The 26,118-nt window shown below is 65.4% G+C and carries 28 protein-coding genes; 10 read left to right on the top strand and 18 right to left on the bottom strand.

What is annotated here, in order from left to right; genetic code table 11:
- Positions 1–132 precede the first annotated feature (132 nt).
- The 6 genes from HV711_RS11220 to HV711_RS11195 are packed head-to-tail and all read right to left on the bottom strand — an operon-like array spanning position 133 to position 6,201.
- Complete coding sequence (locus HV711_RS11220) at positions 133–363, bottom strand: EexN family lipoprotein (protein ID WP_012436230.1); 231 nt, start codon at positions 361–363, stop codon at positions 133–135.
- Positions 364–388: 25 nt separating this feature from the next.
- The gene (locus HV711_RS11215; RefSeq protein ID WP_012436229.1) at positions 389–1,303 is read right to left on the bottom strand and encodes a LysR family transcriptional regulator; all 915 of its coding nucleotides are present in this window, start codon (positions 1,301–1,303) and stop codon (positions 389–391) included.
- Between the two features lie 17 nt (positions 1,304–1,320).
- Positions 1,321–2,253: an electron transfer flavoprotein subunit alpha/FixB family protein gene (locus tag HV711_RS11210; RefSeq protein WP_012436228.1), complete on the bottom strand. Its 933-nt coding sequence runs from the start codon at positions 2,251–2,253 to the stop codon at positions 1,321–1,323.
- Complete coding sequence (locus HV711_RS11205; RefSeq protein WP_012436227.1) at positions 2,254–3,003, bottom strand: electron transfer flavoprotein subunit beta/FixA family protein; 750 nt, start codon at positions 3,001–3,003, stop codon at positions 2,254–2,256. It abuts the gene before it with no gap.
- Between the two features lie 24 nt (positions 3,004–3,027).
- Positions 3,028–4,809, bottom strand: coding sequence for an acyl-CoA dehydrogenase (locus tag HV711_RS11200; protein ID WP_012436226.1), 1,782 nt, complete (start codon positions 4,807–4,809; stop codon positions 3,028–3,030).
- A 24-nt stretch (positions 4,810–4,833) separates the two neighbouring features.
- Entirely contained in the window at positions 4,834–6,201 is a 1,368-nt protein-coding gene (locus tag HV711_RS11195) for an MFS transporter (protein WP_012436225.1), read from the bottom strand.
- A gap of 267 nt (positions 6,202–6,468) precedes the next feature.
- Between HV711_RS11195 and HV711_RS11190 the strand changes: the two genes are divergently transcribed.
- Positions 6,469–6,747, top strand: a complete 279-nt coding sequence (locus HV711_RS11190) for a transposase (RefSeq protein ID WP_012436224.1) — start codon at positions 6,469–6,471, stop codon at positions 6,745–6,747.
- Positions 6,748–6,935: 188 nt separating this feature from the next.
- On the opposite strand, the gene HV711_RS11185 is transcribed toward HV711_RS11190, so the two are convergent.
- Both HV711_RS11185 and HV711_RS11180 read right to left on the bottom strand, forming a co-directional pair.
- A complete protein-coding gene (locus tag HV711_RS11185) occupies positions 6,936–7,985 on the bottom strand; it encodes an MBL fold metallo-hydrolase (RefSeq protein WP_012436223.1) in 1,050 nt (349 codons plus the stop codon).
- Between the two features lie 331 nt (positions 7,986–8,316).
- Entirely contained in the window at positions 8,317–9,357 is a 1,041-nt protein-coding gene (locus HV711_RS11180; RefSeq protein ID WP_027015141.1) for an AraC family transcriptional regulator, read from the bottom strand.
- A gap of 194 nt (positions 9,358–9,551) precedes the next feature.
- Between HV711_RS11180 and HV711_RS11175 the strand changes: the two genes are divergently transcribed.
- The 8 genes from HV711_RS11175 to HV711_RS33480 are packed head-to-tail and all read left to right on the top strand — an operon-like array spanning position 9,552 to position 17,079.
- Positions 9,552–10,697 carry an acyl-CoA dehydrogenase family protein gene (locus HV711_RS11175; RefSeq protein ID WP_035479518.1) on the top strand — a complete coding sequence of 382 codons (1,146 nt, stop codon included), beginning with the start codon at positions 9,552–9,554 and terminating at the stop codon, positions 10,695–10,697.
- Between the two features lie 2 nt (positions 10,698–10,699).
- Positions 10,700–11,767 (top strand): CaiB/BaiF CoA transferase family protein, encoded by a 1,068-nt coding sequence (locus tag HV711_RS11170; RefSeq protein WP_027015142.1) that lies wholly within the window; start codon positions 10,700–10,702, stop codon positions 11,765–11,767.
- The gene (locus tag HV711_RS11165) at positions 11,764–13,431 is read left to right on the top strand and encodes a long-chain fatty acid--CoA ligase (RefSeq protein WP_035479516.1); all 1,668 of its coding nucleotides are present in this window, start codon (positions 11,764–11,766) and stop codon (positions 13,429–13,431) included. The genes HV711_RS11170 and HV711_RS11165 overlap by 4 nt, the downstream gene beginning before the upstream one ends.
- A 27-nt stretch (positions 13,432–13,458) precedes the next feature.
- Positions 13,459–14,640, top strand: coding sequence for a thiolase family protein (locus HV711_RS11160; RefSeq protein WP_035479512.1), 1,182 nt, complete (start codon positions 13,459–13,461; stop codon positions 14,638–14,640).
- Positions 14,641–14,651: 11 nt separating this feature from the next.
- Positions 14,652–15,437, top strand: a complete 786-nt coding sequence (locus HV711_RS11155) for an enoyl-CoA hydratase/isomerase family protein (protein ID WP_027015145.1) — start codon at positions 14,652–14,654, stop codon at positions 15,435–15,437.
- A 30-nt stretch (positions 15,438–15,467) separates the two neighbouring features.
- The gene (locus tag HV711_RS11150) at positions 15,468–16,250 is read left to right on the top strand and encodes an SDR family NAD(P)-dependent oxidoreductase (RefSeq protein ID WP_035479509.1); all 783 of its coding nucleotides are present in this window, start codon (positions 15,468–15,470) and stop codon (positions 16,248–16,250) included.
- A gap of 33 nt (positions 16,251–16,283) precedes the next feature.
- On the top strand, positions 16,284–16,655 hold the full coding sequence (locus HV711_RS33485) for an enoyl-CoA hydratase/isomerase family protein (RefSeq protein WP_230965136.1): 372 nt from the start codon (positions 16,284–16,286) through the stop codon (positions 16,653–16,655).
- A gap of 31 nt (positions 16,656–16,686) precedes the next feature.
- Positions 16,687–17,079, top strand: a complete 393-nt coding sequence (locus HV711_RS33480; RefSeq protein ID WP_253279287.1) for an enoyl-CoA hydratase/isomerase family protein — start codon at positions 16,687–16,689, stop codon at positions 17,077–17,079.
- Between the two features lie 47 nt (positions 17,080–17,126).
- On the opposite strand, the gene HV711_RS11140 is transcribed toward HV711_RS33480, so the two are convergent.
- From HV711_RS11140 to HV711_RS11100, 9 genes are all read right to left on the bottom strand, one after another.
- Complete coding sequence (locus HV711_RS11140; RefSeq protein WP_012436214.1) at positions 17,127–19,109, bottom strand: relaxase/mobilization nuclease domain-containing protein; 1,983 nt, start codon at positions 19,107–19,109, stop codon at positions 17,127–17,129.
- Positions 19,110–19,557: 448 nt separating this feature from the next.
- Entirely contained in the window at positions 19,558–20,157 is a 600-nt protein-coding gene (locus HV711_RS11135) for a S26 family signal peptidase (protein WP_034008077.1), read from the bottom strand.
- Positions 20,154–20,687 (bottom strand): DUF2840 domain-containing protein, encoded by a 534-nt coding sequence (locus HV711_RS11130; RefSeq protein ID WP_034008076.1) that lies wholly within the window; start codon positions 20,685–20,687, stop codon positions 20,154–20,156. The genes HV711_RS11135 and HV711_RS11130 overlap by 4 nt, the downstream gene beginning before the upstream one ends.
- The gene (locus tag HV711_RS11125) at positions 20,684–20,968 is read right to left on the bottom strand and encodes a hypothetical protein (RefSeq protein WP_034008121.1); all 285 of its coding nucleotides are present in this window, start codon (positions 20,966–20,968) and stop codon (positions 20,684–20,686) included. The genes HV711_RS11130 and HV711_RS11125 overlap by 4 nt, the downstream gene beginning before the upstream one ends.
- Positions 20,965–21,603: a ParA family partition ATPase gene (gene parA / locus HV711_RS11120; protein WP_034008074.1), complete on the bottom strand. Its 639-nt coding sequence runs from the start codon at positions 21,601–21,603 to the stop codon at positions 20,965–20,967. The genes HV711_RS11125 and parA overlap by 4 nt, the downstream gene beginning before the upstream one ends.
- A gap of 289 nt (positions 21,604–21,892) precedes the next feature.
- Positions 21,893–22,750 (bottom strand): replication initiator protein A, encoded by an 858-nt coding sequence (locus tag HV711_RS11115; RefSeq protein WP_035479500.1) that lies wholly within the window; start codon positions 22,748–22,750, stop codon positions 21,893–21,895.
- A 26-nt stretch (positions 22,751–22,776) separates the two neighbouring features.
- On the bottom strand, positions 22,777–23,058 hold the full coding sequence (locus tag HV711_RS11110) for a helix-turn-helix transcriptional regulator (RefSeq protein WP_003107109.1): 282 nt from the start codon (positions 23,056–23,058) through the stop codon (positions 22,777–22,779).
- Positions 23,059–23,141: 83 nt separating this feature from the next.
- Positions 23,142–23,903: a DUF2285 domain-containing protein gene (locus HV711_RS11105; RefSeq protein WP_034008072.1), complete on the bottom strand. Its 762-nt coding sequence runs from the start codon at positions 23,901–23,903 to the stop codon at positions 23,142–23,144.
- Between the two features lie 309 nt (positions 23,904–24,212).
- Complete coding sequence (locus HV711_RS11100; protein ID WP_034008069.1) at positions 24,213–24,563, bottom strand: DUF2958 domain-containing protein; 351 nt, start codon at positions 24,561–24,563, stop codon at positions 24,213–24,215.
- Positions 24,564–24,803: 240 nt separating this feature from the next.
- Between HV711_RS11100 and HV711_RS11095 the strand changes: the two genes are divergently transcribed.
- A complete protein-coding gene (locus HV711_RS11095; RefSeq protein ID WP_034008067.1) occupies positions 24,804–25,109 on the top strand; it encodes a helix-turn-helix domain-containing protein in 306 nt (101 codons plus the stop codon).
- Between the two features lie 63 nt (positions 25,110–25,172).
- Here the strand turns inward: HV711_RS11095 and HV711_RS11090 are convergent, their stop codons facing one another.
- Entirely contained in the window at positions 25,173–25,493 is a 321-nt protein-coding gene (locus tag HV711_RS11090; RefSeq protein WP_034008064.1) for a DUF736 domain-containing protein, read from the bottom strand.
- Positions 25,494–26,118: the final 625 nt, after the last annotated feature.

Raw genomic sequence — 26,118 nt, 5'->3', positions numbered from 1 at the left:
CGGGGATTCAGGCCAAAAGAGCCAGACTTCTTGCGGTGGCGAAGACAATAAAAATGCCGCATGCGCGAGCGCGCTGCGGCGTGATGAGGTAACTGCGAGAACTTTGTCGCGGCGCCGCGACGGAAGGTTACCTTATTGGGACTTCTGCTCCGGCCGGTCACCAAAGAAGCGGCGATTCGCGGCCTCGGCGGCACGTCGGCAGAGTTCTTCGCCGGCCTTCGCGCGCTCTTCCTTGCACAGGCGCTGGACTTCCTTGAGACGCTCAGGATGGGCCACGAGGAAGTCCACGGTTTCCGTCGGTTGGGATGGCCCACAGGAGGCTGTCAGTGCAGCGGCCATCAGCAGCGACAGGAATCGGGGCATGGCTTGGGTCCTTTCAGCAGGTGGATCAGGAGTCCTCGGCGGCGCTGGAGCCATCCGCCGAATCAATGGAGTCCACTCGTGCGATGAACCGAGCCAGCATTTCGGAGGGCTCCACGTCACGGTGCAGCAGATACGTGGCCAGCATCTGCGACTTGCCCGCCAAGCGCCGGGCCACAACACCTGGCCCACGGCCGGATGCAATGTGCGCGGCGCCCGCCAAACCAAGTGCCAATCCGGCGGAGACTAAGGTCATCATCACCTCATAGGACGCCACGCGCTGGGCGATCAGTGGCTGTTGCTCGTAGCGCTGCAAAACGCGATCAACTTGGCGTGCATGGCCTTCGCATATCGCCGGATCGCATAGCGCCAGCGGATAGCGCAGCACTTCTTCCAACGGAACGTGCTTGTGGGCCAGCACAGGATGGCGAGCTGGGACCGCCACCATCAGCTCGTCTTCCCACGCAGGCCTGACCACAATGCCGTCGCCCACCTCTTCGGCCATCGAAAAGCCGACGTCATACAGGTCATCGTGCAGACCCTTGATCTGTTGGTCCAACGGCATCTCAAATAACCGAATGTCAATCTCTGGATCTTCCTCTCGGCACCGTGCCAGCAGCGTCGGCATTCGCGAGGGCGTGATGCCATCGGACAAAGCGATGCGCAACTGTCCCTGAAACCCACTGGCGGCGGACTTGACGCCGTCACACGCCTGTTTCAGAGCTTCGAAGATTCGCGGCACCCGCTCCAGGAATGCCATTCCGGCAAAGGTCAGGCGGGTGCTTCGCGTGGTTCGCGTGAACAGTTGCGCCCCGAGCTCTTCCTCTATCTCCTTGATGGTGCGCGACAAAGGGGACTGATCGATGTGCAGCTTTTCCGCTGCGCGGCCAAAGTGAAGTTCTTCGGCCACCGCTATAAAGCAACGCAAATGCCGAAGCTCCATGGTGTATCTCATCCAAGTTAAAAGGCCTTGACGAGTTCCGGCACAGCCGCGAACAGGTCCGCCTCCAGCCCGTAGTCGGCCACGCTGAAGATCGGCGCCTCCGGGTCCTTGTTGATCGCCACGATCACCTTGGAGTCCTTCATGCCCGCCAGGTGCTGGATCGCCCCCGAGATGCCCGCCGCCACGTACAGCTGCGGCGCCACGATCTTGCCGGTCTGGCCCACCTGCAGGTCATTGGGCGCGTAGCCCGCATCCACCGCCGCGCGGCTCGCGCCGATGGCCGCGCCCAGCTTGTCGGCCAGCGGGGTGATGACTTCGTCGAATTTTTCCTTGCTGCCCAGCGCACGGCCGCCGGAGACGATGATCTTGGCCGCCGTCAGTTCGGGCCGGTCGCTCTTGGCGATTTCGCTGCCCACGTAGCTGCTCTTGCCGGTGTCTGCCGCTGCGGTTGCCGTTTCCACTGCTGCGTTGCCTCCGGTCGCCGCTGTGGCGTCGAAGCCGGTGGTGCGCACGGTGATGACTTTGGTGGCGTCGCTGCTTTGCACGGTGGCGATGGCATTGCCGGCGTAGATGGGGCGTTCGAAGGTGTCGGCGCTCACCACCTTGGTGATGTCGCTGATCTGGGCGACGTCGAGCTTGGCGGCCACGCGGGGGGCCACGTTCTTGCCGCCGGCCGTGGCCGGGAACAGGATGTGGCTATAGTTGCCGGCGATGGCCAGCACCTGGGCGGCCACGTTCTCGGCCAGGCCGTGGGCCAAGCCTGCGGCGTCGGCGTGGATGACCTTGGCGACACCGGCGATCTGGGCGGCGGCTTGTGCGGCAGCGCCGGCATTGTGGCCGGCCACCAGCACGTGCACGTCGCCACCGCAAGCGGCTGCAGCCGTCACGGTGTTCAGGGTTGCGCCCTTGATGGATGCGTTGTCGTGTTCAGCAATAACGAGTACCGACATTTAGATCACCTTCGCTTCGTTCTTGAGTTTTTCGACCAGGGCGGCCACGTCAGCCACCTTCACGCCGGCGCCGCGCTTGGCGGGTTCGGTCACCTTCAGGGTCTTCAGGCGCGGGGCGACTTGAACGCCGAGGTCTTCGGGCTTGATGGTGTCCAGCGGCTTTTTCTTGGCCTTCATGATGTTGGGCAAGGTGACGTAGCGCGGTTCGTTCAGACGCAGGTCGGCGGTGATGACCGCGGGCAGCGTGAGGCTAAGGGTTTCCAGGCCGCCGTCCACTTCGCGGGTCACGGCTGCCTTGTCGCTGGCGAGCTCGACCTTGGAGGCGAAGGTGGCTTGCGGCAGACCGGCCAGCGCCGCCAGCATCTGGCCGGTCTGGTTGCAGTCGTCGTCGATGGCCTGCTTGCCCAGGATCACGAGGCCGGGCTGTTCCTTGTCGATCAGGGCCTTAAGCAGCTTAGCCACGGCCAGCGGCTGCAGTTCTTCATTGGTCTCGACTAGGATGCCGCGGTCGGCACCGATGGCCATGGCGGTGCGCAGCGTCTCCTGGCATTGAGACACGCCGCACGAGACGGCGACGATCTCCGTTGCCGCGCCTTTCTCCCTGAGCCGCACAGCCTCTTCGACGGCAATCTCGTCGAAGGGGTTCATGCTCATCTTGACATTGGCGATGTCCACGCCGCTGCCATCGCTCTTGACGCGGACCTTGACGTTGTAGTCAACCACCCGCTTGACGGGAACCAGGATTTTCATGGGAGGGTTTCCTTTCAGGATCATTCAGAGTTGATCGTCCGCCAGGGCCAGCGTGCTGGCGGCGCCGCCCGTGACGATGTCGCGCAGCATCGGCGCCTGCACCAGGACATGCGCCGCGTAATGGCTGGCTGTGGCGCGCTTGGTACCGAGAAAGCCCGCATCGCCCGCGCCCGCCGCGAGTTGCGCGGTAGCGGCTTCGGCCATGCGCGCCGACAGCCAGCCGCCGATCACGGTGCCCGCCAGCCGCAGGAAGGGCACGGCGCCCGCCGCGCACTGCGCGGGTTGACCGTCGTGGGCCAGCAGCCAGTCGACCGCTTCGTCCAGCGCCTGGGCAGCGGCTGCCAACGCGCGGCCGATCTGCGCCAGCACTGCATCGGGCGATTCGACCAACCGGCGCGCATCGCCGTCGATGCGGCCCAGCAGCGCCTTCAGCGTGCGCCCGCCCTCGCGTGCCAGCTTGCGGCCGATCAGGTCGTTGGCCTGGATGCCCGTGGTGCCTTCGTAGATGGTCGTGATGCGCGCGTCGCGCATGTGCTGGGAGGCGCCGGTTTCCTCGACGTAGCCCATGCCGCCATGCACCTGCACGCCGTCGGACGTGATGCCCTGCGCGCTGTCGGTACACCAGCCTTTGACCACCGGTATCAGCAGGCCGACCAGGGCCTGCGCCTGCGCGCGCTCCTGCGCATCGGCGTGGCCCGCGGCGCGGTCCATCTGACCGGCGCAGAAGTAGGCCAGCGCGCGCATGGCCTCGGTGCGGGCCTTCATGTCCATCAGCATGCGCCGCACGTCCGGGTGGCCTGCGATGGCGGTGCTGCCGCTGATCAGCGGCTTGCCCTGCACCCGCTCCAGCGCATAGGCGCGTGCGCGCTGGTAGGCGCGCTCGGAAATGCCCACGCCTTCCAGGCCAACGTTCAGCCGCGCGTGGTTCATCATGGTGAACATGCAGGCCAGCCCCTGGTGCGGCTCGCCGACCAGGTAGCCGATAGCGCCGCCGCTGTCGCCAAAACTCATCGACGCCGTGGGGCTGCCGTGGATGCCCATCTTGTGCTCAATCGACGTGCAGGCCAAGTCGTTGCGTTCGCCCAGGGTGCCATCGTCGTTGACCAGGTACTTCGGGCACAGGAACAGCGAGATGCCTTTCACCCCCGGTGGCGCATCGGGTAGGCGCGCCAGCACCAGGTGCACGATGTTCTCGGCCATGTCGTGCTCGCCCCAGGTGATGAAGATCTTGTTGCCGCTGACGTGGTAGTGGTCGCCCTCGTGTACGGCACGGCTGCGCAGCGCGGCCAGGTCAGAGCCGGCCTGGGGCTCGGTGAGGTTCATGGTGCCCGTCCAGCGGCCCTCGACCATGGGTGCCAGGAAGCGGCGCTGGAGTGCGTCGCTGCCATGGTGCGCAATGGCCTCCACCGCGCCCAGCGTGAGCATCTGGCACAGGCTGAACGCGAGGTTGGACGACTTCCACATCTCCAGCACGGCGGTGGAGACCAGCGTGGGCAGGCCCTGGCCGCCCCATTCGGTGGCAGCGGGCATGCCGTTCCAGCCGTTCTCGCAGAAGCTGGCCCAGGCTTCGCGAAAGCCGTCGGCGGGCGTGACCCGACCATCGTGCCAGCGCGCGCCCTGCACGTCGCCGGGGCGGTTGAGCGGATCCAGCACGCCAGCGGCGTAATTAGCCGCCTCCTGCAGGATGGCCTCGACCAGGTCGGGCGTGGTTTCTTCATGGTCGGGCTGGGCGCAGATCGCGTCCAGGCCGCCGACCTCTTTCATGGCGAACAGCATTTCGCGCAGGGGGGCTATGTAGACAGACACAGCGAATTTCCTTGATGGCTACGATCAGGCGTTTTGCGGCGTCTGTTGCGACGGGCGCAACTCGCGTGCAGCCTCTTGCGGGCCCACCGACGCCGGGCCGCCATGCCTGATGAACGCCAGGGCGATCGAGCCGATGATTCCGAAAGCCCCGATCACCAGGAAGTTCTGCTCCAGCGGCAGCTCAAGCGCAACGATCTGGCCGATTAGCAGCGGCGCCGCGATCGCGCCCAGGCGCCCCACGCCGGAGGCCATGCCGATGCCGGTCGAGCGGATGGACATCGGGTAAAACTGCCCGCAGTAGGCATAGGCCACCAATTGCGCGCCGGTGGTGCAGGCGCCGACCGCGCCGATGATCAGATAACGCAGCTCGGTCGAGGTCTGGAACGTCATCAGGTACAGCAGCACGCCGCCCAGCGCATACATCCCCACCAGCACCCACTTGATGTTGAACTTGTCGGCGAGCCACCCGCCTCCCACGGCACCGATGATGGCGCCAACGTTCAGCGCGATCACGAAGCTGAGGGCAGACCCCAGGCTGTAGCCAGCCATAGCCATCAGCTTGGTCAGCCAGCTGCTGAGCGCATAGACCATGAACAGGCCCGAGAAGAAGGCGATCCAGAACAGCACCGTGCTCGGGCCTCGCCCGTCCTGGAACAGCCGGGAGACCGGCGCACCCGCCACGCGGTCGGCGGTGGGCACGACGAACTGGGCGTCCGCCGGGTGCTTGACTCCCGGCTGGAGATTACGGGCCACTTCGGCCAGTTCGCCGTTGCGGCTGCGCGAGATCAGGTAGGTCATTGATTCCGGCACCAGCTTCAAGATGAACGGAATCAGCAGGACCGGCACACCCGCTGCGATGAAAACGACCTGCCAGCCGTACTCGCCGATCAGCTGCTTGCCGAGCACCGCGGCCAGGATGCCGCCCAGTGCGTAGCCCGAAGTCATCAGCGCCGTCATCAGGCTGCGGATCTTCTTGGGCGAGTACTCGACCATCTGTGCCACGATGACCGGCAGCACACCGCCAATCCCCAGGCCCGCGATGAAGCGCACCACGCTGAAGCTGATGGGATCCTTGGTGAATCCGGCGGCCGCGGTGAACACGCTGAACAGCATGACGCCAATGGAGAGGGCCCAGCGCCGACCAATCCGGTCGGACAGCGTGCCCAGAACCATGGCGCCGAACATCATGCCGAACAGGGCCGAACTGGCCATGAAACCGGCAGTCGATGCGTTCACGCCCATCTGCTGCATGATGGACGGCAGGGCGATGCCCACCACGGCGATGTCATAGCCGTCGATGATGAGAATCAACAGGCACCACAGAAGCACCTTGGCATGAAAGCGGTTGAAGCGAGCGTCGTCGGCGAGCTTCTGCATGTCGATTTGGCACACGTGTTTGTCTCCTTTGAGTTAGGCTCTGGATCGTGGGGCGGCGGTCATCGCCGCTCCGCTACATGTCGTCCAGCGCACACAAGGAATCCTAGGTGCCGGTGCTGCGAGCCGCGATGACGAAGCGCCCCGATCGAATGACAAACGGCCCCTTTCTGAGAGCACTGTTCAAGTGCGCCAAGAGGTCAGGCGTCAAGCTGAATATGGTCGCCGCGTGCGGCTGATATTCCAGCACGAAGGGCGCTTCTGCCTGCTGGGAACACCCCGGCAGTGTTGGGTGCCCAGGGGCTCACGCCCCATCGTCGGCGCACGCCTCAACGCCAGACCCTGTACGCCTTCGCCGCCGTCAGCACGCACGATGGCGTGATTGACTCTCTGGTGCTGCCCTGGGCCAACGCTGAGACGATGCAGGTGTTCCTGGCCGAGATGGCGCGACGCCATGCCGTCGAGTTCATCATGATGGTCATGGATCAGGCGGGTTGGCACATCGCGGGTCACTTGGATGTGCCACAGAATATGCGCCTAGAGTTTCTGCCAGCCTTGAGCTGAACCCGGTCGAGCATCTGTGGAAGGTGCCGTGCCAGGATTGGTTTGCCAACACGGTGTTCAAAGAACTGGAGGCCGTACACGACGCGCTGGTGCAAGGACTCATTGCTCTCGAAACACATCAGCAAAGAACCCAGTCAATGACAGGCTTGATTGGGTTACTTCTATATCCTTGAGGGCAAATTAGTGCATCAGGCGAGCCGATAGCGCATTGCGCCGTCTTCGTCTTCTGCAGACACGATTTCCCCACGCTGGTCGAGATAGTTTAGGTGGGCGAGCGTCTCTCCGGTCGCGAGGTTGAGGTGCATTTGCTCCGCAACAATGGACGAACGGTACAGGGCGCGAACCAGGTCGATGACCCTCAGAGGCTGCGCAAGTTGTTGCCTGACGCGGTCGGTGCCTCTGACGGTGCTCGCACGCAGTTGCTCCAACCGTAGGTGCAGGCCATGGAAAGGTTCGTTGTGGGCAGGCAGAATCAGGGCGCTCCCAGGTACGCGTTGCATCAACCGGTCGATGGAATCGAGCCAACCCTGCAGAGGATTCGCATGCGGCTCGGTGGCGTACACGGAGGTATTGGAACTGATCCTGGGAAGAACCTGATCCCCCGATATCAGCAAATCCAGTTCGCGCGAGTAGAAGCACGCGTGCTCGGGGGAATGTCCTGTGCCGACGATGACTTCCCATTCCTGGTCCCCGATCCGCAACATCTGGCCATCCGTGAGCCGCACAAAGCTGTCAGGCAATGGATGGATCATTTTACCGAAGTCACCGAACCGGGTGCGGTACTCATCCACCTCGGTGTCGCTCCATCCGGCCCTCCGATAGAAGCGAACGCCATCGACTGGCGCTTCCCGCCCCGTATCGGCAAGCATCACCCGACAGCTCAAATACTCGTCTCGTGTCATCCAAAGCGCGCATTCGAAGCGACGTGTCAACCATCCCGCCATGCCCACATGATCCGGGTGCATGTGCGTCGCTATCACACGGGAGATGGGTCGGCCGGCTAGCGGCCCCTGCGGAGCGAGCAAGGCGAGCCACGCGTTCCTGACGTCCACGCTGCGAATGCCCGTGTCCACGACCGCCCAACCAGGACCGTCGCTCAATGCCCAGAGGTTGATGTGATCCAGGGAAAACGGCAGCGGCATGCGCAGCCACAGCACACCAGGCTTGATTTCCGTGGCTTGGCCAGGGAGTGGGAGATCCGAGAACGGATACGAGAGTGCCGGGGCTGCGTCGGTCATGATGCTTGATTTACATTCTGGCAGTGCTGCTCCTAATGGCGCAGAGCCATCACTCCTATGCAGTGCGAGCTCAGTTTTAGCTTAGGAAGCTTAGAAGTCAGCCTCAACGGTGGCAATGACGAATGACCTCGATAGGCTGACGGAAAGCGTCTGCTTCCTGGCGCAGCCTGTCGCTGCGCTGCCGTCGGTGCAACTGCCAGGGCTGCAAACAGTCTCTTGAGCGCACGAGAGCCTCGCTCGATGTGGGCCAAGACCCGGCAGCTATGAAGGCGCCGATCTTCTCGGTGGTCGGCTACAGCCTCGTGGCCGTGCCGGAATTGGTCGAATGCCTCTATGTAGGGTGCTGCGGGCTACGCGAGCGGGCGCGGTAGGCTCCCGGCGCGCTGCCGGTCCAGACCTTGAATGCGCGCTGGAAGGCGGTGCTGTCGGTGAAGCCCAGGTCGGCGGCGATGGCGATGAGCGAGGCTTCGCTGCTGGTTAGGCGCACGATCGCCATGTCGCGCCGCAGTTGGTCCTTCAGTGCCTGGAAGGAAGTGCCCTCGGTGGCCAGGTGCCGCTGCAACGCACTCACCGACATATGCAGGCGCTGCGCGGTGACGGGCAGGTCGGGCCATTCGGGGTTGGCCAGCTGCAGCACCATGCGGACCCGCGCGCTGGCGCTGCGCTCGTTCAGGTGCGGCCCCACCACGTTGCCCGGCGTGGCGCGCAGAAAGGACTGCAGCGCGTCCCGATCGCGCCGCACCGGCAGTTTGAAGGCGTCGGCGTCGAACCAGGCGGCCGTGCGCGGCTGCCCGAAGCACAGCGAACCGGAAAAGATGCGCCCGTAGCTCATCGCATGGAGCGGCAGCGCAAAATTGAAGTCGAATCGCTGCGGCACCAGCCGGCCGCCGTGCAGCCACAGCAACAAGCGCCAGAACACGCGCAGCAGATGTGCATGAAGGAATTCGGCATGTGCGCCCGGGCCGCCGCGCATCTCCAGCGCGAAGCCCCCCAGCGCGCCCTCGGTCACGGGCACCAGCGTCACGTCGTCCTGCAGCAGGGCGAAGGATTCGCTCAGGCGACGCAGGGCGCATGACAACGAATGGGCAGTGAACGCGCTGCGCACCATTAGCGCGAAGCTGCCCGGGCGCATGGGTCGCTCATGTAGGTAGCCCAGGCACTCGTCGTTCAGGCTGTCCTTGACAGCGATAAATAGCGCGTTGAACTGCTCCACGGTTACGCGCGAATCCTCGAGCTCCAGCAGCGATTCGCTGATGCCGGCGCGCCCCAGCACGCCCTTCAGCCATTCTTGCGTGGCCAGCCCCTTGCCGCGCGCGCCGTCCAGCAGGCCATGCACGGCAAAGATAGGAGCGGTGAAGACGGGTTGCAGCATTGCGTGTGATCGAAGGAGCCAACGCCGGTCGCGCGGGCCAAAAGAAGTTATTTGTCAGTTGATTGAGGCAATCCGCTATCGCCCTTGCAGGGGCCAATTATTACGATTGTCGCATCCCCAAAAACACTTCGGCAGTGGCGCTGTGCGGAACGCCCGGTGCGGGGTCAGAAGCCAACATACAAGGAGACATGCCCATGCTGCCACAGCTGTATCGCCACGCCTGGATGGACCACGAGATCGACGCTTTTCGCGAGCAGGTGCGTCGCTACGTTGCCGCCGAATTCACTCCCCGGCTCGACGAATGGCGCCGCCAGGGCTACATCCCGCGCGAGGTCTGGCGTCTGTTCGGCGGGATGAGCTTTCTGCTGCCCGAGATGCCCGAGACCTATGGTGGTGCCGGCGCCAGCCTCGCCTACCAGCTGGTGGTGCAGGACGAACTGGCCAAGGCCGAGATGCCGGTCAATATCGCGGTGCACACCATCGCTTCGCATTACATCCTGGACTTTGGCACCGAAGCGCAAAAGCAGCGCTGGCTGCCCAAGGTGACGAACGGCGAGATGCTGGCCGCAATCGCGATGACCGAGCCGGGCTGCGGCTCGGATCTGAAGGCCATCTCCACCCGGGCCCGGCGCGACGGCGACTACTACGTGATCGACGGCGCCAAGACCTTCATCACCAACGGCTTCACCGGAAACCTGCTGATCGTCGCGGCGCGCACCAGTGGCGCGGGCAGCAAAGGGGTGTCGCTGTTCGTACTGGAGACCGAGAACCTGCCAGGCTTTCGTGTGGGCCGCCTGCTTGAAAAGATCGGCATGCAGGCCTCGGACACGGCGGAGCTCTTCTTCGACAGCGTGCGCGTTCCAGCCGACCAACTGCTGGGGAGCGTTGAAGGACAAGGCTTTGGGCAACTGATGGGCGCGCTGCCCTACGAGCGCATGGTCATTGCAGTGCCGGCGGCGGCCGTCATCGACCGGGCGTTGGAGCTCACCATCGAATACACGAAGCAGCGCAAGATATTCGGTGCGCCTCTGTTCGACATGCAGACAACGCGCCAAAAGCTGGCCGAGATGGCGACCATCGCGCATGTGGTGCGCAGCTTCGTCAACGACTGTACACAGAGACTGCTGGACGGCACACTCGACAACGAGGCCGCCTACATGGCCAAGTGGTGGTGCACCGAACAGCAGTGCCGCGTGGTGGACGAGTGTCTCCAATTGTTCGGCGGCTACGGCTACATGGCCGAGTATCCGATCGCGCGGATGTATGCCGCTTCGCGAGTGCAGAAGATCTACGGCGGCGCCAACGAGGTCCTGAAAGACCTGGTTTCGAGGAAGCTGTGAACATGCCGCACACGCTGCAGTTGCCTCTGCACGGCGTCCGTGTGGTGGAGTTTGAGGGCATCGGTCCAGGCCCTCTGGCCGCCAGGATGCTGGTCGACATGGGCGCCGAGGTGATCGCGCTGGCACGGGCCGAGCAGGCTGCTGGGGCGCAGCGGCTGGGCGGGGCGGTGGAGAACCCGCTGCACCGCGGCAAGAAGGTCGAGGTCATCGACCTGAAGTCGCCCGGTGGCAAGGCGCGCGCACTGGAACTGATTGCCCAGGCCGACGCTCTGATCGAAGGCTTTCGCCCAAGGGTGATGGAGCGGCTGGGCTTCGGCCCCGCAGATTGCGCGGCGCTCAATCCCCGGCTGGTCTATGGCCGGATGACGGGCTGGGGCCAGGACGGGCCACTTGCCCAGGCCGCGGGCCACGACCTGAACTACGTCGCGCTGACGGGCCTGCTGTCGCTGTCGGCGCACAGGGGGCAGGCGCCCATCGTGCCGCCCTCGGTACTCGGGGACGGTGCCGGGGCGCTAGGCATGGCTTTTGGCATCGCCTGCGCGCTGGTCGATGCACGGGCCACCGGCCGTGGCCGGGTTGTGGACGCAGCCATCGTGGACATCGTGGCCATGCTGGGCACGCTGGTGCACTGGATTCGCGCCAACGGGCAGATCGACGGCGCACAGCCGAGCCCGTTCCACGATTCGCCGTTCTATGACGTGTACGTCTGCGCCGACGGCGGCTTCATCAGCCTCGGCGCGATCGAGCCGCCGTTCTACGCATTGCTGTTGTCCAAGTTGGGCCTGGCGGACGTGAACCCTGCAGACCAGTACGACACGGCGGCGTGGCCAGCGTTGAAGGAGCGCATCGCGGCCCTCATCCGCACCCAGCCCCAGGCGCACTGGTGCGCGCTGCTTGAAGGCAGCGACGCCTGCTTTGCACCCGTGCTCAGCCTGGCCGAGGCAGTGCGGCATCCGCACAACGCGGCACGGGGCATCTACCAGACCACCTCTTTCGGCGCCATCGAAGCGGCCTCGGCCCCACGGTTCCAGGCACTCAACGCAACCACCACCCAGGAGACAAAGAAATGACTGCTACCACCCACATCGTCCGCGGCTGCCCGTCCACCACGGGCAACGACCGCCAGCTCAACACCACGACGCTGATCCGGCACGCCGCGCGCACCCATGGGGACCAGGAGATCGTCTACCGCACACCCGATGGCGGCTGGGATCGCTACACCTACGCGGACTGCTACGCGCGCATCTGCCGCAGCGCCAATGCACTGCGCGCGCTCGGTGTCGAGCCCGGCGACCGGGTCGGCATCCTGGACTGGAACAGCCGACGTCACTTCGAGCTGTACTGGTCTATTCCCGGCCTGGGTGCTGTCATGTTGCAGATGAATCTGCGCCTGGGCCCAGAGGACCTGGGCTACGTGGTCGACCACAGCAAGGTGTCCTACGTTTGCGTAGACGAGTCATTGCTACCCCTTGCCGAATCCGTCGCAGCGAATTCGCCCCAGATCAAGGGCTGGATTGTCATGACCGACAAGCCGCTGGACCAGATCAAGACCACGCTGAAACCGCTGCTGCACTACGAAGACCTGCTGGCCGCCGCCGACACGAAGATCGACTGGCCCGAGATCGACGAAACCTCGGCCTACAGCGCCTGCTATACCACCGGCACCACAGGCAAGCCCAAGGGCGTGTACTACTCGCACCGCGGCATCTATCTGCACTCCACGGCCATGGCCACCAATCTGGGCATGACGCTGGACGACTGCGTCATGCTCATCACGCCCATGTTCCACGGGCAGTGCTGGGGCCTGCCACAGGCCGCCACGCTGCTGGCCGACAAGATCGTGCTGCCGGGCCGCTACGCTGCCGAAGACACCAAGCCGCTGGTTGACGCCATGATCGCTGAGGGTGTGACCATCACCAACGGCGCACCGGCCATCTTCCAGCCCATGCTGCAGTACATCGAGACGATGCAGGTCAAGCCGGACTTCAGCCGCATGCGCATGCTGTCTGGCGCCTCCGAGCCGCCGCTGTCGATGATGATCGGTTTCTACGACCTCACGGGTGCTGAGGTGGTGCACGCCTACGGCGCCACCGAAGCCACGACGCTGGTGACGATGAACCGCCTCAAGTCCACGCTCAAGAAGCGCTTGACCGAGGAAGAGAAGTGGAACCTCAAGCGCAAGCAGGGTCTGGTGCTGACCGGGGTGGATATTCGCATCCTCGATGCCGACGACAAGGACTTGCCGCACGACGGAAAGTCAGCGGGCGAGATTTGCGTGCGCGGCCCCTGGATCACGGCCAGATACCACGACATGCCTGATTCCGCAGACCGTTTCCTGGAAGGCGGCTGGTGGCGCTCGGGCGATGTCGGAACGGTGGACGAGAACGGTTACCTCAAAGTTACCGACCGCATCAAGGACGTGATCAAGAGCGGCGGCGAATGGATTTCTTCCATCGACATGGAAAACCTGCTCATGGGCCACCCCGCCGTGCGCGACGCCGCCGTGGTCGGCGTTCCGCATTCGAAGTGGCAGGAACGGCCGCTGGCCCTGGTGGTGCTCAAGCCCGACCAGCAGGCGACCCAGGAACAACTGAAGGAGTACCTGGGCAGCGCCTTCGCCAAGTGGCAGTGGCCGGATCAGGTCCTGTTCGTCGAAGCCATCCCCAAGACCAGCGTCGGCAAGCTCGACAAGAAGCGCATCCGCGCCGAGCATGCGGGCCGCTACGCCGAGTGAGCCAACCTTTTGAACCAGGAGAACAACATGAATGACCATGAACCCGTCATCGTCGGTGCGCTGCGCACCCCCGTGGGCAAGCGCGGCGGGCGCTTGCAGAAATGGCATCCCGTCGATTTGTTGGGCGAGACGCTGCGCCAACTGGTCGAGCACTCCGGCATCAACCCGGCCGATCTGGACGATGTGATCGTCGGCTGCGTGCTGCAGTGGGACCAGCAGCACGGCAACCTGGGCCGTCATGCCGTATTGGCGGCGGGGCTGCCCGAATCCGTGCCGGCGGTGACGGTCGATCGGCAATGCGGGTCGGGCCAGCAGGCGGTGAGCTTTGCCGTGCATGGCATCCGGGCGGGCGCTTACCAACTGGTCATCGGTGCCGGGGTCGAGTCGATGTCGCAGGCCCCCATGCCGCCGTCGTTCAAGCCCGGCGCGCCGCTGGGCTCGCAATACAGCCCGAGCGAACTGGCGCGCTACCAGGACAACCCGCTGATACCGCAGGGCGCTTCCTCGGAGTTGATGAACAAGCGCTTCGGTCTCACGCGCGAGGCCTTGGATGCCTTCGCCGTGCGTAGCCATCGGCGGGCCACCGAGGCCTCGCAGGCTGGCCGCGTCAGGGATCAACTGGTGCGGCTGACCGAGGATCCGGCCGATCCGGACAGCCCGATCGTCGCCGCCGACGAGGGCGTGCGCGCGGACCCCAACCCCGAGAAGATGGCCACGCTGAAAGGCGTGTTTGCCGCCGACGGCGCCACCACGGCCGCCAACTCATCGCAGATCAGCGACGGTGCCGCCGCGCTGCTGATCGCCAGCCGTGCCTACGCCAAGCAATACGGCCTGAAGCCGCGTGCGCGCTTCGTCAGCACCGCCGTGGCAGCCGCCGACCCGGTGATCCAGTTCACCGCCGTGCTCGACGCCACCCGCAAGGCACTGAAGGAATCGGGTCTGACCCTCGACGATATCGATCTGTTCGAAGTCAACGAGGCCTTCGGCGGCGTGCCGCTGATGTTTCAGCAGGAGTTCGGCATCCTGGACGACCGCCTCAACGTCAACGGCGGCTCGATAGCCATCGGCCATCCGCTGGGCTCTACCGGCGCGCGCATGCTCACTGACCTGCTGTGCGAGCTGGAGCGCCGGGGCGGCCGCTATGGCCTGCAGACGATTTGCGAGGCCTCGGGCACGGCCAACACCACCATCATCGAGCGGCTTGGATGAGCGGGGCCACCATGAGCGAAGCCAGCGAAGTGCTCGTCAGCCGCGATGGCGCCATCGCCACCTTGACCATCAACCGCCCGCGCGCGAAGAACAGCTTGAACCGCGCGGTATTCGATGGCCTGCGTGCGCAGCTTGTGCAACTGCGCGACGACGATACCGTGCGCGCGGTCATCATCACCGGCGCCGAGGGCGTGTTCTGCGCCGGGGCCGACATCACGGCCTTCGATGCGCTGCGCGCCGAGCCACTGCTGGGCGATCGTGCGGCAGCAGGCGGCCACTTTTGGTCGGAACTGGAGCGCTTCCCCAAGCCCGTCATCGCAGCGGTGGAAAAGCTCGCGCTGGGCGGCGGCACAGAATTAGCGCTGGCCTGCGACATCGCGATCGCTGGCGAGTCCGCCAATTTCGGTGTGCCGGAAGTCAAGCTGGGCGCCATTCCGGGTGCCGGGGGCACGCAGCGCCTGATCCACGCTATCGGTAAGTCCAAGGCCATGGCCCTGTTGCTGACCGGCGATTTCATCGACGCCCGCAAGGCTTGCGATGCAGGCATGGTCGCCGAAGTGACGGCTGATGGCCAGGCCCTGCCGACGGCGTTGGCGATGGCCAACCGGATTGCAGCCAATTCGCCGCTGGCCGTGGCGCTGGCGAAAGATGCGGCACTGGCCAGCTTTGAGACTCCGCTCGCGCAAGGCCTGGAGCATGAGAAGCGCAATTTCCTCGTCGCTTTGCGTTCGGCCGACAACCTGGAAGGGCAAGCGGCATTCCTAGGCAAGCGCACACCCAACTTTACCGGCCAATAACGCCTGTTTCTCACCCATCGAGGAAAAACCATGCAACTGAACTCCGACATCTCTGCCGTCATCACCGGGGGCGCTTCCGGCCTGGGAGCCGCCACGGCCCGGCGTTTGGCCAGCCATGGCGTCAAAGTCGCCATCTTCGACATGAACGAAACCTTCGGCCAGGCGTTGGCTAGCGAACTCGGCGGCGTTTACTGCAATGTGGACGTGATGTCCGAGGAGCAGGTGGACGCCGCCTTCGCCAAGGCCCGCGCGGCCATTGGGCAGGAACGCATTCTGGTCAACTGCGCCGGCACTGCCGATGCCGTCAAGACTGTCAGCCGCGACAAGAAAACCGGCGAAATCCGCCCATGCGCGGCAGATCGTTTCAATCGCATCATTCAGATCAACCTGGTGGGCACCTTCCGCTGCATCGCCAAGTCAGCTGCGGGCATGTTGACGCTCGCGCCGCTGGCCGATGGCGACCGCGGCGCCATCGTCAACACTGCTTCGGCCGCCGCGCAGGACGGCCAGGTCGGCCAGGCCAGCTATGCGGCCAGCAAGGCAGCCATCGTGGGCATGACCCTGCCAATCGCGCGCGACATGATGGACGAAGGGATCCGGATCAACACCATCATGCCGGGGATCTTCGGTACACCGTTGCTGCTGGGTCTGCCGGACAACGTCAAACAGGCGCTGGCGGCCAGCGTGCCCTTCCCCAAGCGTTTAGGCGACCCCGATGAATTCGCGCAGGCCGTCGAGTTTCTCGTTACTTGCGGCTACATGAATGCCGAGTCCATTCGTGTGGATGGTGCCATTCGCATGGCGCCGCGCTGACGCTGAAATTTTGATCAATCAGGGAACGTCAGCATGCCTGGAAATCCGGTAATTCTCGAAAAGAATGGTGCCGTCGCGACCATAACACTCAACTCGCCAAAAAAAATGAATGCGTTGAGCACGTCGGTCGTAAACGTGCTCGCTGGTGTCATTGCAGATGTCGAACGCGATGGCTCGATTCGAGCTTTGCTGCTGCGCGGCGAGGGCCGGATGTTCAGTTGCGGAGGCGACATCGAAGAAATGGTGGCCGCAGGCGATGCGTTGTCTACCTTGGTCGATGACGAACTGAGAGTGGCCGAAAGCATGATTCCTCAATTCGCCAGCCTGCCGTTCCCGGTAGTCTGCGCCGTACAAGGCGCGGTAGCCGGAGGCCGGAGGCGGTCTCGGGCTTGCCTTGGCCTCTGACTACCTGATTGCCGCAAGTGGGACGAAGTTTGTGGCGGCCCATACCGGCCTCGGATACGCGGGGGATTTCGGCATCAGCTGGCTACTTCCACGCGCAGTGGGTGGACGACGCGCACGAGACATGATCTTGACCAATCGCGTAGTCAGTTCGGACGAGGCCTTGGCCTGGGGATTGGTCGAGAAAGTGGTTCCTGGCGAGAGCCTGCTGGGCGAAGCGCGGCGTATGGCGGTGCAATTTTCGGTCGGACCAACGCAAGGTTATGCGGGCGCCAAGCGCCTGCAACTCGCTGCCTTCGAGAGTGATCTGGCGACCTCATTGAGGCTGGAGGCGGCCGAAATGAATCGAGCCTCGAAAACCACAGATTCGCTGGAAGCGGTTCACGCGTTCGTCGCAAAGCGAGTCCCGCAGTTTGCCGGACGCTGAACGGCTGTAGACGCATCCGGTCGGTAGGTGCTCAATCGCTGCTGGCGTCAGGTAACGGATAAACCCTGCTGCCGTCGGATTTGCCAGGATAGGGTGCCACCATGTACCTGCCCAGAAATCAGCATGCCGAGTCGTTGTTCGATGACCGGCGTCCATGGCACCAAGCTGAACCCCATACCATCATCGAGCATGGCAAAGCGGCCACTGGCGAGCATGAGGCTGCGCCGGTAGATGCCGGTCACGCGCTGGCCATCGGCCGCCAGACGGTGTTCCAGCCCGGTTTCGGTGGCAATATCCTTGGCAGCCCGAATCACATCCCGATCGCGTAGTGTCGCCAATAGATTGCGCGCGAGGATTACGCGCTGCCCGCGCCGCTCTGCCAGCCCCTGTTCGGCCAGGAATTCGGCGCGCTGCTGCATCGCCTGGTTGACCTCGCTGCCAAAGCCCAGGTTGCCCAGGCCCGAGCCGCCGCCGATCAACTGCTGGTCGAGCCAGGTGGCTCCGATCACGCGGGCCTGCCGCTCGATGGGCAGGTGCGATTTCAGCTCCACCGCCACGCCGCCCAGGCGCTGCGCATCGTAGCGACGGCCCTGCTCGGGCAAGTCGTCCGGCACCTTCCATAGCCCCTCGGCCACCCGTTCCACGATACCGGCACGGCGCAAGGCTTCCAGCCGGCGGACGTGGGACGCGACCACTTCCTGCGGATCGCGGCCGGGCACGGCCTGACCCTGCGCGATGGCAAGGTGGTGGTCGGTGCGGTACAGGCCATCGCTCGCCAACGCGGCGATGTTCTTGTCGGCCGCGCGCACGTCAGCCGATCTCCTTGCCTCCACCACGGCGCCGGTCGGATAGTTCGCCAGCTCGTCGCGGGCGTTGAGCGCAACGTAGTGGGCCTTGCCGTCCACGCCGTCGATGACCAGATAGCCCCGGTCGTGCAGTTCGTCGGCCAGCCCCTTCGCGGCCACGCGGCCGAGGATGGTTCGGCCATCGTCCCCAGGCTCGAACACCGCCAGTTCGCGTGGCTCGCCGCGCATGGCCCGCTGCATGGTGCGGATGATGTCGCCGCGCTCGCCCAGGGCGCGCAGGGTCTTTTCCGCATCGTTGTGGACGGTCCACGTGCCGGGCTGGGCCTCGTCGGCCAGGCCCAGGCGCTGCAAACGCTGCAACCTGCCGATCAGCAGCAGACGCTGGCGTTGCAGTCGGGGTTCGTTGAGCCGTTCGACATGCACCATGCCATCGTCGCCGGCCTCGCGCTTCAAGGTGCGATCCAGGCTCGTCCACCGCTCCTGATCCACCTCGCGCCGCAAGGTCTGCTGGATCTCCAGCTCGGTGCGCGGCCCCAGCCATTCGGTCGCCAGTTCGGCGGCGCGATGGCGGAACCCATCGGCGATGTAGTCGCCCGCGATGATGAGGTCTTTGCCGGTGTCGTCGCGCCCGCGCACGACGATGTGCGTGTGCGGGTTGTCGGTGTTCCAGTGATTGACGGCCACCCAATCGAGGCCCGTGCCAAGGTCGGCCTCCATGCGACCCATGAGGTGCCGGGTATAGGTGCGCAGGTCTTCCAGCTCCGCGCCATCTTCGGGCGAAAGGATAAAGCGGAAGTGATGCCGGTCGTCGGCGCAGCGTTCCTTGAACGCATCGAGGTCGGCGGCATCGGTCTGCGGCCCGTAGGCTTGGCCCGACTCGCCATCGCGGCCCACACCATCGCGCTCGATATAGCGCAGGTGCTTGGCAAGCGACTGCGGGCTGGCTCGGTGCTGATTGAGCAGCAGCGTCTTGATGGTCACACGCCGCGACATGGACGTGAGCTTCGCCCCCGCGAAGCGCGCCGCCGTGTGGCCGCGTCCCAAGCGTGAGCCGGGCCGCTGGCCGGAGCCGGCACTCTTGCTACTGCCACCAGGACGGCGCACCGAGGACTTACCGCCGCTGGCCTTGCCCGCCTGCTTGAGTACCTTGGAGACGAAGCTCTGGCCCCGGTTCTTCGGGGCGCTGGGACGGATGCGGAAATCGTCGTCGCGGCGGTCGGTCATGGCTGTGCTCCTTGCAAGTTCTGGCGTGTCCGGGCGTGCGAAGCACGCGGACATGCCCGCATCGGCGCGGGCTTCGCGCCCCACGCGGCACGGTGGCGAAGCCGCTGCGTGTCGCGCCACCCCCATGTGCAGACTGGCTTTGCGGGCCGACAGGTGCCGCACCCTTTTGTCTTGCCTTCCGCCTTTGCCCTTCGCTGTCGCTCCGGGCGTCGGCGGCCCGGCGGCGCTGTGCTGCTTGCAGCCAGCACGCCGGCGAACGCGCCAATGGCCGCAGGCCAGGCGCGTTCGAGGCAAGACGCCTGCACGCTGGACGGCTGCGCCGGATGTTGCGCGAAGCGCGGCGCGAATGCGCCCGCGCTGCACGCGCGACGACACGGCGGCGGCAGCCGGAACGGCATGCCCGATGGCACGATGAGAGGCACGGCAACGTGCAGTGAATCGGCGGCCATCATGGGCGTGTCTCCAGCCAGACCGGGTCCGCGACGCCGATCACGGCGGATGCGCTGACCGGGCCGAAATAACGGCTGTCGAACGATGCCGGATTGGTCACGCTCAACAGGAACAGTTCGCCGGGTTCGAGGCGGCGGCAAAGCTGCAAGGATGGCAGCGGCCGGCCCAGCCGGTCAGTAGGCAGCGCGGCGGCCGCAGGCACGCCGTCGATGCGTACCTGCCCGGCGACGATGCAAACGTGTTGCGGCGCGACTGCGCCCACACGTTTGAGCAGCGGAACGCGGGTCGGCAGGTAGCCGCGCTGCGCAGCCAGCATGGCGGCCCTGTCGGGCAGCGGCACCAGCACGATGCTGTCCACGGACAACGGACGTGGCAGCGAGGCGGTGCGCGGGTCGAACGGTTCGATGCGATACCAGCCGACCGCCACGCTGTCGGACGGGTTGTAGGTCAGACGCGGCAGCGGCGACACGAACACCGCCCAGGCCAGCGCAGCGAGGCCGACGGCAGCGAAGCCCGCCAGCACGATGCGAACGCGCAGGCGCGAGCGAGGATGCGGCGCGACTTCGTGCGTGCATGTGGTGTTGGATTGGGTCGTCATGGCAGCGCCCTTCCGGCCAGCCAGGCGGCGTGCCGCTCGGCGGTGTATTCGGGCAGCGCCAGGCGGGCCGCCAGACGGTTGCCCAGCGTGCGCCAGTACGCGGGTGACACGTCGATGGCGACGATGCCTTGCCCTTCGATGCCGTCGATGCGTTCCAGCACGGCCCGCACCGTGTTTTCGCCTTCGGCGTGCAGCAGCAGGCGTGCGCCCGGCCGCACACCGGGGATGCGCTGCATGTCGTCCAGCGGCGTGGCGGCTTGCATCACCATGAGTTGCCAGCGGATCGTGCCGTAGTCGTTTGCTTCCCAGCGCACGCGGCAGAACATTGCACGCGGCAGGAACACCGCGCAGCGCCGCCAGCGGTCGAGCTGGTGCGTGCGCGCAGGTTCGCCGAAGCGCAGGTAGAGCTTGAAGCGCGGTTCGATGTAGGCCAGTGCCACGCGCGTCAGCGGCGCCCTGGCAGGATGGCCGGAAGGAGCTGCGAGCGCAGCCGTAGCCGCGCCAGCGGCAGGCGAAGCGGATGCGGTCATGGGGTGTTCTCCCTGCGATGCTCGGGAAACTCCCGCTCCAGCAGGCCGCGCAGCAGATCGGCCACGGTCACGCCTTGCGTGAAGGCCGACACCTTGATGCGCGCGCGCAGCGCGGGCGTGATGTCGAGGGTCAGGCGGGCGGTGTAGAGGTCGCCCTTGCCCAGCGCATCGGCGTCGCCTTGGCGAATCCACGCCTCGGCTTGCGGATTCGCGGGCGGACGCGCGCCGATGCCGACGCGCTTTGCCGTGCGTCTGCTGTTCGGTGGCGGCTTCTCGGTCATGTCGGCCACCGCAGCAGTTCGTCCACCAGCGCGGTGATTTCACGCGCGGCGGCGCTGTCCGGCGCCGTCTCGCGTGCGAGCCGACCGGCGGCCACGCTGTCGGCGAAGACGATGCGCTGGCGAACCTCGGCGCGCAGCGCCGGCAGCGGTTGGTCGGCCAGCGACTGCCGCGCCTCGCGCCCGATGATCGTGGTGCTGACGCGCCGGTTGATGACGAAGGCCGCGCGCAGCGCAGGCCGGAACACCTGGGCCTCGCGGATCAGCGCCACCATCTCGGCGCTGGCCCGCAGGTCGTAGGGGCTGGGTTGCACGGGGATCAGCACGCGCTCGGCCGCCAGCAGCGCGGAGCGCGCCAGTGCCGCGATGCGTGGCGGGCCGTCGATGACGACGTGATCGGCCCGCCTGGCGAGTTCTGGTGCTTCCTGATGCAGCGTTTCGCGTGCCAGGCCCACGGCGCTGAACAACCTTGGCAAACCCTGCTGGCTTCTGCGCTGTGTCCAGTCCAGCGATGAACCCTGCGGGTCGGCGTCCAGCAGGACGACGTGCTGGCCGCGCATCGCCAGCTCGCCGGCGATGTGTGTGGCGAGCGTGGTCTTGCCCACGCCGCCTTTCTGGTTGAGCAGAGCGACGATCATGGCGCGGCCCTCCCTCTTGGAAAGCCTTGCCTTGATTGGCCTGCAAAACCTGTCGGCTGCCGGCTGGTATTGCCTGCCGTTTGTGGCCGCGTGGTGGTTGTCCACCGCAGCGGCGTTTCCCTACTAAAAGTTAGAGAATTTAAGTTAGGGAAGTTAGAGGGGCGCGAAACCCAATGCTGGCGCGGGTTTGCGGCCGATCGGCACGCCTGATAGCACGATAGTCCCACGCCTGATAGCACGATACCCCGCACGCCTGATAGCACGACACCATTCACAAGTTTTCCCGGAGTTATCCCCGTGCCGTCTGCGGCACGGGCCGGAACGTCAGCAACTCCATGCCGTTGTCGGGCATCCGCTCGATGCCCAGGACATAGCCGGGCAGCGACTGCCGCGCGACCAGCGCGCGCAGGTCGCAGGCGAAGTCGTAAGGCTTGGCGGTGCTGCCGGATTTCTGGTGCAGGTAGCGAAAGTCGAACTGCCAGCCGTATGCCTGCTTGCCGCCGTGCTTGCGCACCAGGCGGTACAGCCAACGCTCGATGCCGCCGGTGAGCCGGAAGTACGCCGGGTCGATGGTCAGCACCAGCGCAGCATCCAACACCCCCGCGTAAAACCAGTCCGGCAGGATCAGCTCGATGCCCAGCGGCGTGCCGCTGGCATCGGCCAGTTCCTTCCATTCGTTGATCCACGAGAAACGGTGCAGGCGCCGCCCGGTCGTCTCGCGGATGGACGTGGCCACCGTGGTCGATTGCAGGCGATCCAGCGCGGCCTTGAGGCGCTGGTAGTCGCGCAGCGACTTGCCGCGCCCGATGAAGCGCAGAATCTCGTAGGGCGTGGCCTGCATCAGCCGCGACGGCCGCAGGCCCGCGTCCTTCGCTTCCACGATCTGCGAGGCCGCCCATATCAGCACGTCCGCATCCCAAATCGTGGCGATGCCGTGCTCCTGCGTGCCTTCCACGCGGATCGTGACGTTGCCCGCGCGGAAGTCGATGGGCTTGACCCGCTTGGACTTGCCGAGCGAGAAGAACGGATAGGCCATCAAATCCTGGCTGTCGCGCGGCGCCATGTCGCCGGGCAAGGCGCGGAACAGGTCGAGTTGTTCGCGCTCCTGCAACGGCCGCTGCCGGGACGGCAGCGCGGTGCTGGACATGGCGATGGCCTGCCGCGCGCCGCCGATCAGCGCGCACGGCTGTCGGCCGAGTGGTGCTCGGCGTATTCGGGATCGGAAGTCGTCTCGAAGCTGCGGTCGGCAGCCCAGGCATCGAGGTCGGCCACGGCGTACATGACGCGCCGGCCGAACTTGCGAAAGCGCGGGCCGCCGCCGATCACGCGCTGCTTTTCCAGCGTGCGCGGCGACAAGCGCAGGTACTCGGCGGCTTCGTCGTTGGTGAGATAGCGTTGGGGCTGCGCGGCAGCGGTCGAGACAGTGGCGGCAGGCCGCAAGGGAGCGGGACGCATGGTGTGAACCTCCATCGGTTGAAAGCGCCCGGCCACACAGCGCGACCGGATGGAGGCAGTCTCAAGAAGCGAGGGGTTTTAGATCAGGGCCGTTTTGCATCCACATCAAAACGACCCTTCTCAAGCGGCGGAAGCTGTGCTAACCGGCGGTAGCCGCCGCGCATCAACGCATCGCCGCGATGCACCAGGCGGCGCACCTTGGAGCGCAGCCCGCCATCGCTGTACCAATCGGCTGCGGCATCTACGCCGAACAGTCCTTCCGCGACTTCACGCAAGGACGCGCCCGCCAGGGTCGCGTCGAGCGCCTGCAAGCTGTGCAGTTCCAGCAGCGCGGTAGGTGTCGGCCTGGGCTTGGCCGCCGCCAGTGCCGCTTGGAGCGCATGACCGCGCGTAGGCGCGGCAGCCTCGCCGCGGTGGGCATAGGCCACGGCCATGCCGTCTTCCAGGCCGGGCGCGAGCGCGAAGCGCAGGCAATGACCTGGGCTGCGCGCGATCAGCGCCAGCCCTTTGCCGTCATGGAGCAGTTGCTTGTGACCGGGGATGCGCCAGAACGCGAAGGTCGCCGCATCCTGTGGCGGATCGGCATCGGGGTAGAGCTTCACCACGGCGGCATGGCCGGGCAGCCAGGCCGGATGCGCGTCGCGCGCATCGAGCGCCGGGTCTTCCAGTAGGCGCAAACCCCAGCGATGCGCTGTGTCTGGCCCGCGATGACGGCGAAGCCAGTCGAGCCGGTAGTCGGGATGCCTGCGCAAATACTCCCAAGCGAGCGCGAGCGCATCCAGCCAAAAGACATACAGGTATGCGGCAGTCGGATACCAATACGCGAGGTGATGAGGATTGACCATGACGCCTCCTCCTGCGAACAGGACTCGCCGCCACGGAAGAACTACGCGCTACATCGCCATCGTCAGAGCGTCATGGGTTAAAAAGGCGAATGGGGTTGTCAAGACCGATTGGCTCCGATGCGTTGCGATATTCGTCTCAATGATGCGGCGGCAGCGCCCCGAACTTGGAGTGCTGCACAGGCCAGCCTGCCGCAGCCCGCGCTGGGCATCATGTCTATTTGGATCAGACTGGTGGGGCTACGCCGCAAGAATGCTGATTAAGACCTGCCCGGTATGACGCCAGACTGAAAAAGTCACAGTCGGCCGTATTCAGTCCGGGATCGCGCCGTCGCGCTCGGCCAGCCGGGTGTATTCCGACAGCGTGCGTGTGGGGCGGAAATAGCGGTCGCGCAGCACGGGCTGCTGGCGCGGCCCGACGATGCCGGCCAGCTCGGACAGCTTGACGGTTCCCTGCGCCGGCATCCCGATTCCCAGGTCGATGAGACCCCAGGCGGTATCGCCATCGGCGGGATCGAGTGCGGCCAGCAGCCAGGTCACATGCGCGTCCGGCGTGAACAGCCGCACCACGGGCACCGGGTCGATGGCCCGGCCAGCGGCGCGGGCCTCGCCGTTGGCGAGCAGTTGCGCGCGCTCCGGGACGGTGGCGAGTGGCTGGGGCATGGTCGGCAATCCCACAAATCCAATGATGCACGGATGCGGTTTCACGTTGAAGCGCAGAACCGCCAAACCGGATTTACGCCTTCGTGCGCAAGCACGGATGCGCTTGCGTGGCTTTGCTGGAACCCGCCGATGCGGATTTCCGTAAAGGCACAAAAACGTAGAACACCAAATGAACACTATAGATTGTAGCCCTATAGAGCGCAATGGGCTGTCATCTTGGTTTTTCGAGGGAAACCATAGGTGGCGGCTGGGAACTCATTGGCGAAGGCATTGAAGACAGTTAGAAAGGCGCGTGGCTTGAGCCAGGAAGCCTTCTCTGACGTGTCCAGTCGCACCTATATGAGCACCCTCGAACGCGACCTTAAAAGCCCGACCCTGCATAAGCTGGCCGAGCTGTGCGAGGTGATGGAGATCCACCCGCTCACGCTGCTGACTCTGGCCTACGCTGGCGACAGCTCGCACAAGGCCGACGAGCTCCTGGCGCAGGTGCGCCAGGAGCTGGAGGCGGTGTTGAAGGAACGCGACGCGGCGAAGCCGCGCGCGTGACGTGGTGATGTGCTGCGAACAGCAGCACAGCGCCCCGCCGCGATGGGCGGGGCGCTGCGGCGGTCACGCCGCCTTGGGCTTGCTGCGCGACCAGATCAGGTCGTGCGTACCGTCCTCGTCCTCGTTCTCGATCAGGCGGGCATAGACCGTCGCCGGGAACGAAGGATCGTCGAGGGATACGGACACGTAGGGCCGCCCGGCTTCGCTGGTCTTCTTCCACGCCGCGCCGATGTCGTGGCCGGCCGCCTGAAGGCGGAAGTCCGGGGCGTTCTCGGTGTCGCCCTTGTCGTTGGGAACCAGCTTGACCTTGACGTTGAGCGTCAGGGTGCGAAGCGTGCCGGTGAAGCCGTCTTTGTCTGCGGTGAAGGTGCCGATGTTGGCCATGATGTTTCTCCTTTCGGTTGAACAAGGTTCGCGCCCATCGCGTCCTTGTTGTGATCCGGCCGGCGGGGGACGGGCTGGCTGCACCGCTTGCGGTCGCAACGCAGTGGAGAACCGGAAGGCGAAAAGAATTTGTCCCGCGAGGAATGCGCGCAGCGCAGGGGAAATTGTTTTCGCCGGACGGTTGCAGCCATAAGCCCGAGGCGCAGCCGCGCCCCCACCAGGATTCACAACGAGACAAGGACGCCTTGGGCCGAACCGCTCCGAAAGGAGATGGGGCCGACTCGGCATCCCCGCATGAAGGCTTCTCCGGCTCGCCCACTGACGCGGGCCAGGTCAACCACCCGACGACAAGCGAGAACGCCCCCGCCGCACCTTGCGGCGCCGCTCTTGAGGCGTGGCGTTGAAGCTCCATAGCGATGCCGGGCGGGTTGTCCGTGAACCGTCCTTCGTGACGTGATGGGCAGGAACCGCCAGCGTTGAGGACGGCACGCACCTGCACAACCTGCCGCAGCAAGCGCCAGCGTGTTCGCCAGCGCCCCGCCCATCGGGGCGGGGCGCTGGCCGGGCCGATCCGGCGCAGCCGATTCGGCCGCATCGAGGGGCGCCAAGCATCGCGCGGCGGGGA

Origin of the sequence: Paraburkholderia phenoliruptrix (assembly GCF_902859825.1) — a bacterium.
In the GTDB taxonomy this organism is placed as follows: Bacteria; Pseudomonadota; Gammaproteobacteria; order Burkholderiales; family Burkholderiaceae; genus Paraburkholderia; species Paraburkholderia phenoliruptrix.
The sequence above is the reverse complement of the archived record's forward strand: the minus strand, read 5'-3'. Positions and strand labels throughout refer to the sequence as shown.

What these genes read in the sequence shown, in the direction of transcription:
- HV711_RS11220 (WP_012436230.1), bottom strand. Translation starts at nt 363, where the DNA reads ATGCCCCGATTCCTGTCGCTGCTGATGGCCGCTGCACTGACAGCCTCC.
- HV711_RS11215 (WP_012436229.1), bottom strand. Translation starts at nt 1,303, where the DNA reads ATGGAGCTTCGGCATTTGCGTTGCTTTATAGCGGTGGCCGAAGAACTT.
- HV711_RS11210 (WP_012436228.1), bottom strand. Translation starts at nt 2,253, where the DNA reads ATGTCGGTACTCGTTATTGCTGAACACGACAACGCATCCATCAAGGGC.
- HV711_RS11205 (WP_012436227.1), bottom strand. Translation starts at nt 3,003, where the DNA reads ATGAAAATCCTGGTTCCCGTCAAGCGGGTGGTTGACTACAACGTCAAG.
- HV711_RS11185 (WP_012436223.1), bottom strand. Translation starts at nt 7,985, where the DNA reads ATGACCGACGCAGCCCCGGCACTCTCGTATCCGTTCTCGGATCTCCCA.
- HV711_RS11180 (WP_027015141.1), bottom strand. Translation starts at nt 9,357, where the DNA reads ATGCTGCAACCCGTCTTCACCGCTCCTATCTTTGCCGTGCATGGCCTG.
- HV711_RS11175 (WP_035479518.1), top strand. Translation starts at nt 9,552, where the DNA reads ATGCTGCCACAGCTGTATCGCCACGCCTGGATGGACCACGAGATCGAC.
- HV711_RS11170 (WP_027015142.1), top strand. Translation starts at nt 10,700, where the DNA reads ATGCCGCACACGCTGCAGTTGCCTCTGCACGGCGTCCGTGTGGTGGAG.
- HV711_RS11165 (WP_035479516.1), top strand. Translation starts at nt 11,764, where the DNA reads ATGACTGCTACCACCCACATCGTCCGCGGCTGCCCGTCCACCACGGGC.
- HV711_RS11160 (WP_035479512.1), top strand. Translation starts at nt 13,459, where the DNA reads ATGAATGACCATGAACCCGTCATCGTCGGTGCGCTGCGCACCCCCGTG.
- HV711_RS11155 (WP_027015145.1), top strand. Translation starts at nt 14,652, where the DNA reads ATGAGCGAAGCCAGCGAAGTGCTCGTCAGCCGCGATGGCGCCATCGCC.
- HV711_RS11150 (WP_035479509.1), top strand. Translation starts at nt 15,468, where the DNA reads ATGCAACTGAACTCCGACATCTCTGCCGTCATCACCGGGGGCGCTTCC.
- HV711_RS33485 (WP_230965136.1), top strand. Translation starts at nt 16,284, where the DNA reads ATGCCTGGAAATCCGGTAATTCTCGAAAAGAATGGTGCCGTCGCGACC.
- HV711_RS11140 (WP_012436214.1), bottom strand. Translation starts at nt 19,109, where the DNA reads ATGACCGACCGCCGCGACGACGATTTCCGCATCCGTCCCAGCGCCCCG.
- HV711_RS11135 (WP_034008077.1), bottom strand. Translation starts at nt 20,157, where the DNA reads ATGACGACCCAATCCAACACCACATGCACGCACGAAGTCGCGCCGCAT.
- HV711_RS11130 (WP_034008076.1), bottom strand. Translation starts at nt 20,687, where the DNA reads ATGACCGCATCCGCTTCGCCTGCCGCTGGCGCGGCTACGGCTGCGCTC.
- HV711_RS11125 (WP_034008121.1), bottom strand. Translation starts at nt 20,968, where the DNA reads ATGACCGAGAAGCCGCCACCGAACAGCAGACGCACGGCAAAGCGCGTC.
- parA (WP_034008074.1), bottom strand. Translation starts at nt 21,603, where the DNA reads ATGATCGTCGCTCTGCTCAACCAGAAAGGCGGCGTGGGCAAGACCACG.
- HV711_RS11115 (WP_035479500.1), bottom strand. Translation starts at nt 22,750, where the DNA reads ATGTCCAGCACCGCGCTGCCGTCCCGGCAGCGGCCGTTGCAGGAGCGC.
- HV711_RS11110 (WP_003107109.1), bottom strand. Translation starts at nt 23,058, where the DNA reads ATGCGTCCCGCTCCCTTGCGGCCTGCCGCCACTGTCTCGACCGCTGCC.
- HV711_RS11105 (WP_034008072.1), bottom strand. Translation starts at nt 23,903, where the DNA reads ATGGTCAATCCTCATCACCTCGCGTATTGGTATCCGACTGCCGCATAC.
- HV711_RS11100 (WP_034008069.1), bottom strand. Translation starts at nt 24,563, where the DNA reads ATGCCCCAGCCACTCGCCACCGTCCCGGAGCGCGCGCAACTGCTCGCC.
- HV711_RS11090 (WP_034008064.1), bottom strand. Translation starts at nt 25,493, where the DNA reads ATGGCCAACATCGGCACCTTCACCGCAGACAAAGACGGCTTCACCGGC.